Source organism: Buttiauxella sp. S19-1 (assembly GCF_022134725.1).
Lineage (GTDB): Bacteria > Pseudomonadota > Gammaproteobacteria > Enterobacterales > Enterobacteriaceae > Buttiauxella > Buttiauxella ferragutiae.
In genome coordinates, this window is sequence record NZ_JAHWLU010000153.1 from 1 (window position 1) to 9,266 (window position 9,266).

Genomic DNA, 9,266 nt, shown 5'->3' on the forward strand with positions numbered 1-9,266 from the left:
CTTTAGTATTAAAACTAAATAACAAAAAAAGTGTATTGCAACATTTTAATATCTACAGTTACATTTTGTAACAGCTTTAACACTTGCTTTAAGATTAGTAACCGCTAGATTGAAATCAGCAGTAACATTTTGTTTAACACATTAAGTCAGGACGCAACTTAGCGTTATTTGACCGTGTTACATTAATTTCAAACACAGCAGTGCAGCATCTATCAGTACCTCTGGTGAATTAACTTTCTGTTAATTCAGCTGGTTGATGCGCAAACTCGGATGGAGTTTCATCATGTTTAATGAAGTCCATACAATGAATAGCCAGGCGTTAAATGCTCAAACTTTATTGTTGATCACTAAACCCTCGCTACAAGCGACTGCGTTATTACAGCATCTAAAGTCTTCACTCTCTATCAATGGGAAACTCCATAATATTCAACGCTCTCTTGAAGATGTCGTGGGTAATTTAGTGGTGCTTTTCGATATGGTTGAAGCCGATAAAAAGCTGATTAACTATTGGCAAGATAACTTAAGTCGCAAACATAACAGTATTAAGCTGTTGTTACTTAACACTCCTGAAGAGTATCAATTCCGTGACATAGAAAACTGGCCGCATATAAACGGCGTATTTTACATGTCAGAGGAAGAGCCACGTGTGGTAGAAGGTATTCGAGGCGTAATGGCCGGAGAGTGCTATTTTTCTCAGAAATTAGCAAGTTACCTTATTAATCACTCAGGGAACTACCGTTTCAATAACGTCGAGTCATCTCTTTTGACTCACCGTGAAAAGGAAATACTTAATAAATTGCGTATTGGGGCATCCAATATTGAAATCGCCCAGTCGTTATTTATAAGTGAAAACACGGTAAAAACGCATCTCTACAATCTTTTCAAGAAGATATCTGTAAAAAATCGCACTCAGGCTGTTTCCTGGGCAAACGATAATCTCAGGCGATAAGGCGATGAAATTACAAACTGCTTTACTGCTAGCGTCAGTATTAGTCTGGACCTCCAACGGCGTTCGCGCCGTTGAAGTCGAGGTTCCTGGATTATTAACGGATCATACCGTTTCTTCGGTGGGGCATGAGTTTTATCGTGCCTTTAGTGACAAGTGGGAAAGCAGTTTTACCGGAACCTTAACCATCAATGAGCGCCCCAGTGCCCGTTGGGGGAGCTGGATAACCATTACCGTTGATCAGGACGTCATATTTCAGTCGTTCTTATTCCCCTCTAAACGTGATTTTGACCGTAATGTCACTATCGCACTGGTCCAAACCGCAGAAGCGATTAAGCGCCGACAAATTGACAAAACATTGTTAAGTACCGGTGATTTAACCAGCGACGAATTTTAGGAGGCTGTCATGCGTATCACTCATGCAGTTATTTCTTTACTGCTGATATCCCCTTTGTCCTGGGGAGGCAATATGACTTTTCAGTTCACTAACCCAAATTTTGGTGGCAACCCCAATAATGGGTCCTTCTTACTTAATGAGGCGCAAGCTCAAAACTCGTATAAAGACCCTAGTTATGACGATGATTTTGGTATCGAAACACCGTCAGCACTGGACAACTTTACTCAAGCTATTCAGTCACAACTTCTTGGCGGGTTGCTAAGCAATATTAATACTGGCAAACCGGGTCGCATGATCACTAATGATTTTATCGTCGATATTGCAAACACTGACGGACAGCTACAGTTAAATGTCACTGACCGTAAAACAGGAAAAGTATCGACTATCCAGGTTGCAGGCTTACAAAATAATTCCACTGATTTCTAGTGGAAATTAAATAATCAAAAAAGTATTTAAGGATAAACATCATGCAGCGTTTACTTCTCATCGTAGCAGTGTGTTTATTAAGTGGTTGTTTAACGGCACCACCTAAAGAAGCTGCGAAACCTACACTTTTGCCTCGTGCGCAAAGTTATCGTGACTTAACCCATTTGCCACCAGCAAAAGGGAAACTGTTTGTCTCGGTATATAATATTCAAGATGAAACTGGGCAATTTAAACCTTATCCAGCAAGTAACTTCTCGACCGCGGTACCACAGAGTGCAACATCCATGCTGGTCACAGCATTAAAAGATTCTCGCTGGTTTATTCCTCTGGAACGTCAGGGCCTGCAAAACTTGCTCAACGAACGTAAGATCATTCGTGCAGCGCAGGAAAATGGAACTGTAGCCGAGAATAACCGTATGCCTTTGCAATCACTGGTTGCGGCAAACGTAATGGTTGAAGGTTCAATCATCGGTTATGAAAGCAATGTGAAATCAGGCGGTGTTGGCGCGCGGTACTTCGGTATCGGTGGCGAAACTCAATATCAACTGGACCAAATTGCCGTGAACCTACGTGTGGTTAACGTGAGTACCGGTGAAGTGCTTTCATCGGTGAATACCAGTAAAACGATTTTGTCTTATGAAGTGCAGGCTGGGGTATTCCGCTTCGTGGATTACCAACGACTGCTGGAAGGTGAAATCGGCTATACCACCAATGAACCGGTGATGATGTGTCTGATGTCAGCGATTGAAACAGGAGTTATTTATCTGGTTAATGATGGTATTAACCGTGGATTGTGGGATCTGCAAAATCCGCAAGATGTTAACAACCCGGTACTGGCTAAATACAGAGAGATGTCAGTCCCTCCAGAATCCTGATAATTATCAGATAAGAAAAAACCAGCCGCGGCTGGTTTTTTTATTTATTCGGTTATCACCTGTGACTCAGGTTTTGCTTTTCGCGCCGCTAACCATAATCCGCTGTTTTTCATCGCAAACCCAAATACTAAACCCAGCAGTAACGACGGAACGACAAGACGCCATTCTCCCTGGTTGGCAAAGGTCGCGCAGGCACCGATAAAAGTACCTGGTACAAATGACAGCAGCATATGTTTTGCCTGAACGCACATCAGAAATGCCACGACGCCCGTTACCATATAGCCCAGAATCTCCAGATGCGGAGCCAGCGCACTGCCGTGGATAATCACTTCCGCCCACAATACGCCGCTACATAGCGTGCATGCAGAAATAACAAGGCCCTTGATTCCGCCCTGCGGACACGCAAAGTACGCGGTACAACCGAGGAAGCCAGCCCAACTGAGAAGGCCAAGACTCACCGCAACCCAACCCCAAAGGCCTGAGAGAATACCGGTAGTCAATGCCAGAGAAATAAGTATGTTCATAGCGGCGTATCATAGCAGAGCCTTATCGCTCGACTACGATCTACCGCACAATTTTTGTAAATCAAAAATCAACGTTACATTTTAAATGTGATTTAAATCACACTTATTCATCACTTTCTTCTTCCAGCTCATCACGCATCGCCTGAATAGCTTCACGGCTAATTAATGCCAACGTACGGTAGAAAGCCGTGGTCGAATGCGCTTCCACTTTGCCCAGGAACGTCCCCGCCCATGGCATTATGTACTCATCAAATAAACGCACCTGGGCTTCAAATTCGTCTTCTTGTGATTGATCTTCCAGCCACGAAGCGGCCAGCAACAAAGTGCCAAAATGATCAGCAGGAGTTTCTGCAAGCGGCATGCCGCGTTGTTTCAAGAACTCACGAACGTCACCTTCGTGGCTGCCCGCTTCCCACGCTGAACGATATGGCGGTACGCTGCACTCTTCGCCGACAAACAGGGCATTGTAATCAGCAGCTAGCAGCTGAGGATCGCAGCTTTGTTGCAGGCGAGTCAGTAATTCATCCTGCTCCAGCGGCCAATGCTCTGCCAGCTTGCCTTCACGGATCATCGTCAACAATGGAACCAAAAGCGGATCCTGGGGTTGGCGGTAAAACAGCGATCCTAAGATGCGACAAATAATTGAAAACTCATTCATGCTAGTGGTCCATTAAGTAGAGATTTATTGAGTAAAAACTGTGATGTAAAAGCTAAAGTGTGGCAAATTCTTCGATTGGCTTCATACCACGGGATTCAAGGAAACCAAGCATCCGGCGCACAGAAACATTGAGAATGCGCGCTTCCGGGAACTCAACTTCTGCCAGAATTTTGCGACATTCATCGAAATCGCCAAGGGTGAATGCAGTATGGGAATCAGAACCCAGCGATAACCACCCCCCCGCATCACGCACCGCTTCGGCGATAGCACGGCAGTTCGGGCCACTGCCCTTGCGCGAATGAGTAAATGAGGAGTTATTCAGCTCCAGTGCGACCTGATATTTTGCTGCTGCTTGTGCAATGGCAGGAATATCTACCGGGAATTTCGGGTTACCTGGATGGCTGATGATATGAACGTTACCGCTCGCCATGGCAGCGATCATTGCTTCTGTGTGTGTAGCGCTATCTTTTGGGGGAAATACAGGCTCATGAAAACCGGCAATAATAAGATCCAGTGAATCCAACATTGGGCCAGTGCAGTCAATTTCCCCGGCAGTATTTTTAATGTTGGCTTCAATACCACGCAAAATACCAACACCATCAACCATTCGTGGCCAAATACGCATGTTCACAAAATGCCAGTAATGTGGGGCATCAGCCATATCCGGGCCATGATCGGTGATGGCGAACAGTTGGATGCCTTTGCTTTTCGCAATCGCAATATAGTCGTGAAGGGTGCTATAGGCGTGGGTGCTAGCGACGGTGTGCATATGCAGGTCAACGGGATACATGGCTCTCTCCTTTTATCTCTTTCCCGCAAGGATAGCAGTTATCGCCATTGTTTTTTAGCCCGGCACTGGCCGGGCTTAGCATTAATAGCCGTTATGCAAAGAGACCTGTCCGCTCGGTGATTCACCTTTTTCAATTTCACGAATGGTTTTTGCAATGTACTCCATGGCTTCTTGCGGCCGAGTCACCGCCGCCAGATGCGGAGTGATGGCAATGCGAGGATGCTTCCACAACGGGCTGTTTTCAGGTAGAGGTTCTTTAGCAAATACGTCGAGCATTGCAGCTTTCACTTTGCCACTATCCAGTGCAGCCAGCAGATCGTTTTCGACCAGATGTACGCCCCGCGCAAGGTTCATAACATAAGCCTCATCGGCCAGTTGATTGAGCATTTGGCTGTTAATAATACCGACGGTTTGTGGCGTATTGGGCAACAAGTTAATAAGCACGCGGGTGCCATTCAGGAAATCGCTCAGTTCTTCGTTCCCGGCATAGCTTGTGATACCTGGATAATTTTTCTTGCTGCGACTCCAGCAACGAACCGGGAAATCCCAGGCAGCGAGGCTTTCTGCCACTTTCCCGCCTAGCACGCCCGCGCCGAGCACACCAATGGTAAAATCTTCACGGCGATAATCTTCCAGTGGCAACCATTTGGCCTGCAGCTTCAATGCCTGATAATCATCGAAACGGCGGAACCAGTGCAGCACCTGGCTGACGGCATATTCCTGCATTTGTAGCGCCATGCCGGTATCTTCGAGGCGAAATAGCGGCACGCCTTCGGGCAGCATATCCGGATGCGTCTGTAGTTTACTCAGAATGGAGTCCACACCTGCACCTAACGCAAACACACCTTTCAGCTCACTATGCCCGCTGAGCATCTCGACCGGAGGATGCCATACCAGAGCGTAATCAGCTGGCTGGTTATCGCCAGGACGCCACTGGCGAACCCTGGCATCGGGAATGAGCTGCTGCATACCGTCGAGCCAAAATTGCGTATCAAATGTCGGGTGGTGAAAAATAATATCCATGCTTTCTCCATTTATTCTTGTACTTACGCGTAGCGTTTAACAATACAGTAGATGAATGTAATAAAAAATCACCTCAGCGTTGCTGTTTTAAGAAGCAAGTTGTTTGAAGTTTGGCTAAACGCACCGACTTTGCTGAAAAGTGAATTGACGCAGCCCCCAGTTTTCCCTACATTAGCGCCCGTTCCGGCAGGTAAGGAACAACAAAACGGTGAGGTGTCCGAGTGGCTGAAGGAGCACGCCTGGAAAGTGTGTATACGGCAACGTATCGAGGGTTCGAACCCCTCTCTCACCGCCACATTTGAAGAAGAGCTCGTATGCAAATACGGGCTTTTTTTTCGCCCGTAACCCGTGGAGAGATGGGTGAGAGCCCTCGACCCGAGGTTTGAGAAACACATTAGGACGTCAAGCATCATGTCCGCACAGCGGGCACACAAATACCCTTGAGCACCTGAACTCAAAAATTCAGGTGCTCCAGATGTAATATGAAATGTGAGAAATGCAGACTTAGCTATACTCCAATCCTGTATAAGAGCCAGGAGTAATAGCTTGTTCAAAATCTTCCATTGGCAAAATACAATGAAGGTTCTCATATCGCGAATACGATTCACTGAATGTGATCGATTCTTTTTTCGCCGCCATGATGATGTCATAAACAGCTTCGTGTGCCTTTGCCTTCCCTAGCCCTCTTTTGCATAACTCCATCATGACATTTTCACCATTAATCATTCCTTTGGTGATATTTAAATTTCTTTCCATGGCTGCTTTATCAATAAAGAGGTCTTTTAAAAGAACTTCAGTTTTTAAAATTATTTCATGGGTAAGTAAATTAGCTTCTCTTAATAAGCTATCAATAACTAAATTACTACAACCATCAGCTTCAAATGGCCTTACTGCCATATTTAATATAGTTCCTGGCAAACTAAATAAAACCTTTGAGTTGCCTATAATTCCATAGCATAAAGCAGGATTGATTTTCTGCGGCATTGTACTACTTCCAACCTGCCCCTCAGAAAAACCTTCGCTCATTTCAGAATATTCTTCAGATGAGCTGATATATACTTCCTCAGCTATTTTCGCGCAAACATGTGCAATCAAAGTCAAATTGTTCACATATTGGCACATATGTACCCTGATTGACCTGCTGGGAATTTTCATTTCTCCCATACCTAACATATCAGCAACCCGCGATTGCATTTCAGGTCCTACATCAGGCAAAGTATGAAATCCACCTACTGCTCCGCCCATCATAACTTGAAAGATACCGTCGGCAGAGGTGATGAGAATGTCTTTACATCTTAAAAGCTCATCTTCCCATACCGAAAATTTAGTATTCAATAATATTGGCAAGGCATGTTTTGAGTGTGTTCTGGCCGCAATTACAACGCCTTCATTACGCCTTTTAAGTTCGCCAATATTGATAACCATCTTATCTATTATAGAAATAAATTCCTGATGAAATTTCTTACATATATAAAGCTCGGCTGTTTGCTGAATATTTTGCGTAGTTATTCCATAATGAATATATTTAGCCGCATCATCACCAACAATCCGTCCTAGTTCATTGAGCACAGGGACCAATGGATGTTTTGTCTTTATATATCCCTGGATGATATTTTCTTTATCAAGAAGAGATATATCACAGTGTTTAACAATAATGTCCCCTTGTTGTTGAGGTATGATACCCAACTCAATCTGAACCTTTGCTAATACAGCTTCAATGTCTAACCAAACTTGGTAAATGCTGGTATCTTGATATATATTCTCAAAACCATTTCTGTTCAGGGTATAACTTGTTGGATCATAACATGTGGTCATTGCGAGACACCTTTAAGCAAAAATAAGTTGGGTATAAAACAGGGTGGAAAATATACCTACAACACAAGGGATAGCTGCTCTTTTCAGCACTTCAAACGGGCTAACCTTTGCCGCAACAGCTACTGCAATTACTACCGCCGCCACCGGGGATAATGAACGTCCAAAACCAGCAGCATGTTGCATCGGTACCAGCATTTGTACTGCTTTGACGCCCGCTGCGCTTGAAAGCTCATTACCCAAGCTCGCAAAGCTAACAAATGCGGCACTGCCTGACCCTGTTAACATCGCAGTAAATGCGATAATTGACATACCGAAAATTGTAATAAGGATGTAGTGAATATCTCCTGCTAAGATCATGGATTTTAAAGCAGTGATCGCACCAATGGCATCCAGACCTAAAGTAAACATAGTTGCTGCAACAATTAAAACAACAACCGTACTAAATGCACCAGCCATGCCTTTGAAAAATTCGAAAGAATGCTCCAGAGCTAATTGTAAATTTCGTTTTTTACACGCATCAATTGCAACGATCAATATTAACGAGGTAAACATCGCTATCGGCGCATTAATTTTAATACCGTCAATACCGATATCAGAAAATATCATTAATAATGCTAATGGCAGGAACGGAAGCACTGCATAAAATTTAGGGATGGAAATGCCTTTTTCTTCTCCAGTAATGTTATCTACTCTTTGTTGATTTTTATGACCATCTCTTTTATCAAACCATTTTTGAACAAAGAAATGTGATACGGCAACTGTCAGCGTCACAGGTATAGCAACTAAGATTTCTGTAGTTGCAAAATACTCTGTTATCGACATGTCTAACAATTCTGCAGCGACATTTGAGTTTCCAGAACCCGGCCCTAGATCCAGGGAGCCACATGTTCCAATGACTACAGCAGCAGAAAGTGGGCTTACCCCTGCTTGTATCAGAATAGGATAAAAAGAAATTAATAACAGCATGGCAAGCCCTGCGGGACTTGGAATAACTAAATTTAACGTTTGGCCAATGATAAACGCCATCGCCAAAATCAAATAGGGCTTATTAATTATTTGTAGTGGTTTAGCACAAGCTTTAACTAAGCTATCAGCCGCACCTATTTTACTCATATACGCAGCAAAACCAGCTGATGTCATAGCAATCATACCGATCGTTGCTGTGCGTTCAGACATAATTGCACTGAATGCTCCGAACAAATCAAAAAATGTTGAGCCAGTCGTGGTGAATTTATATTGTGCCCCCATAAATTCAGCGATACCGCCTTGAGTGAATACCACTCCGATAGTCAGCATTAAAAGACCTGAAATGGTCAATGTTGTATGAGTCTGATAATTTTTTATAATCATATACATCGTAATAAACACAACCGGCACAGCCATATATGCAATCATTTTTTAGTATCCATATTTATTCATAGTAAAGTTTTCATATTTCTATGCGGAAATTTACGACCAAATGCTCACGTTAATAACAAATTGCAATTATGTATATTTCACTATTTACTCATTACCAACTCGATATTGCTTAGGTGATAAATGGAAATAACGTTTAAATTGTTTAGAAAATTCATACTGAGATGAATACCCTAGTTCATTTGAAATTTCTAACACCCTGAGATTTGTAGTCCTCAGTAAAGTACATGCTTTATCCAGACGACGCCGGACCATATAGTTCATAAGTGACAGGCCAGTCTGTTCTTTAAATTCTTTTCTGAAAACTTCATAATTCAATAAGTTACTCTCACAATATGATTTAAGGTCAATACGTTGATTAAGAAATTTATCTAAATCTAACTTCACCTGATTAAT

General features: G+C 43.3%; 11 protein-coding genes and 1 tRNA gene. 5 read left to right on the forward strand and 7 right to left on the reverse strand.

Annotated features, from left to right (window positions below; all coding sequences use genetic code 11):
- Positions 1–283 precede the first annotated feature (283 nt).
- From csgD to csgG, 4 genes are read left to right on the forward strand one after another with little or no spacing between them, the layout of a single operon-like run.
- A complete protein-coding gene (gene csgD / locus MES37_RS22015; RefSeq protein ID WP_064547975.1) occupies positions 284–949 on the forward strand; it encodes a biofilm master transcriptional regulator CsgD in 666 nt (221 codons plus the stop codon).
- A gap of 4 nt (positions 950–953) precedes the next feature.
- Entirely contained in the window at positions 954–1,343 is a 390-nt protein-coding gene (gene csgE, locus MES37_RS22020) for a curli production assembly/transport protein CsgE (RefSeq protein WP_064547977.1), read from the forward strand.
- Between the two features lie 9 nt (positions 1,344–1,352).
- On the forward strand, positions 1,353–1,769 hold the full coding sequence (gene csgF / locus MES37_RS22025; protein WP_064547978.1) for a curli production assembly/transport protein CsgF: 417 nt from the start codon (positions 1,353–1,355) through the stop codon (positions 1,767–1,769).
- Between the two features lie 41 nt (positions 1,770–1,810).
- Positions 1,811–2,644 (forward strand): curli production assembly/transport protein CsgG, encoded by an 834-nt coding sequence (csgG, locus tag MES37_RS22030; RefSeq protein WP_064547980.1) that lies wholly within the window; start codon positions 1,811–1,813, stop codon positions 2,642–2,644.
- Positions 2,645–2,688: 44 nt separating this feature from the next.
- Here the strand turns inward: csgG and MES37_RS22035 are convergent, their stop codons facing one another.
- The 4 genes from MES37_RS22035 to ghrA all read right to left on the reverse strand — a co-directional run bounded on the left by MES37_RS22035 (position 2,689) and on the right by ghrA (position 5,639).
- The gene (locus MES37_RS22035; RefSeq protein WP_064547982.1) at positions 2,689–3,168 is read right to left on the reverse strand and encodes a DUF1097 domain-containing protein; all 480 of its coding nucleotides are present in this window, start codon (positions 3,166–3,168) and stop codon (positions 2,689–2,691) included.
- A 103-nt stretch (positions 3,169–3,271) separates the two neighbouring features.
- Positions 3,272–3,826, reverse strand: coding sequence for a TorD/DmsD family molecular chaperone (locus MES37_RS22040; RefSeq protein ID WP_064547984.1), 555 nt, complete (start codon positions 3,824–3,826; stop codon positions 3,272–3,274).
- A 52-nt stretch (positions 3,827–3,878) separates the two neighbouring features.
- On the reverse strand, positions 3,879–4,616 hold the full coding sequence (locus tag MES37_RS22045) for a phosphatase (protein WP_064547986.1): 738 nt from the start codon (positions 4,614–4,616) through the stop codon (positions 3,879–3,881).
- A gap of 81 nt (positions 4,617–4,697) precedes the next feature.
- A complete protein-coding gene (gene ghrA / locus MES37_RS22050; protein WP_064547989.1) occupies positions 4,698–5,639 on the reverse strand; it encodes a glyoxylate/hydroxypyruvate reductase GhrA in 942 nt (313 codons plus the stop codon).
- Positions 5,640–5,846: 207 nt separating this feature from the next.
- On the opposite strand from ghrA, the gene MES37_RS22055 reads away from it, so the two are divergent.
- Positions 5,847–5,934: transfer RNA gene (locus MES37_RS22055), tRNA-Ser, on the forward strand.
- Positions 5,935–6,143: 209 nt separating this feature from the next.
- Here MES37_RS22055 and MES37_RS22060 read toward each other — a convergent pair.
- The 3 genes from MES37_RS22060 to MES37_RS22070 form a co-directional block, all read right to left on the reverse strand.
- Positions 6,144–7,454 (reverse strand): lyase family protein, encoded by a 1,311-nt coding sequence (locus MES37_RS22060; RefSeq protein WP_232886507.1) that lies wholly within the window; start codon positions 7,452–7,454, stop codon positions 6,144–6,146.
- A gap of 12 nt (positions 7,455–7,466) precedes the next feature.
- On the reverse strand, positions 7,467–8,849 hold the full coding sequence (gene dcuC, locus MES37_RS22065) for a C4-dicarboxylate transporter DcuC (RefSeq protein ID WP_064547992.1): 1,383 nt from the start codon (positions 8,847–8,849) through the stop codon (positions 7,467–7,469).
- Between the two features lie 108 nt (positions 8,850–8,957).
- Positions 8,958–9,266 (reverse strand): helix-turn-helix domain-containing protein (locus MES37_RS22070; RefSeq protein ID WP_237932651.1); only part of this gene is annotated, 309 nt, incomplete at its 5' end.

What these genes read in the sequence shown, in the direction of transcription:
- MES37_RS22060 (WP_232886507.1), bottom strand. Translation starts at nt 7,454, where the DNA reads ATGACCACATGTTATGATCCAACAAGTTATACCCTGAACAGAAATGGT.
- csgG (WP_064547980.1), top strand. Translation starts at nt 1,811, where the DNA reads ATGCAGCGTTTACTTCTCATCGTAGCAGTGTGTTTATTAAGTGGTTGT.
- ghrA (WP_064547989.1), bottom strand. Translation starts at nt 5,639, where the DNA reads ATGGATATTATTTTTCACCACCCGACATTTGATACGCAATTTTGGCTC.
- csgE (WP_064547977.1), top strand. Translation starts at nt 954, where the DNA reads ATGAAATTACAAACTGCTTTACTGCTAGCGTCAGTATTAGTCTGGACC.
- MES37_RS22040 (WP_064547984.1), bottom strand. Translation starts at nt 3,826, where the DNA reads ATGAATGAGTTTTCAATTATTTGTCGCATCTTAGGATCGCTGTTTTAC.
- dcuC (WP_064547992.1), bottom strand. Translation starts at nt 8,849, where the DNA reads ATGATTGCATATATGGCTGTGCCGGTTGTGTTTATTACGATGTATATG.
- csgF (WP_064547978.1), top strand. Translation starts at nt 1,353, where the DNA reads ATGCGTATCACTCATGCAGTTATTTCTTTACTGCTGATATCCCCTTTG.
- csgD (WP_064547975.1), top strand. Translation starts at nt 284, where the DNA reads ATGTTTAATGAAGTCCATACAATGAATAGCCAGGCGTTAAATGCTCAA.
- MES37_RS22035 (WP_064547982.1), bottom strand. Translation starts at nt 3,168, where the DNA reads ATGAACATACTTATTTCTCTGGCATTGACTACCGGTATTCTCTCAGGC.
- MES37_RS22045 (WP_064547986.1), bottom strand. Translation starts at nt 4,616, where the DNA reads ATGTATCCCGTTGACCTGCATATGCACACCGTCGCTAGCACCCACGCC.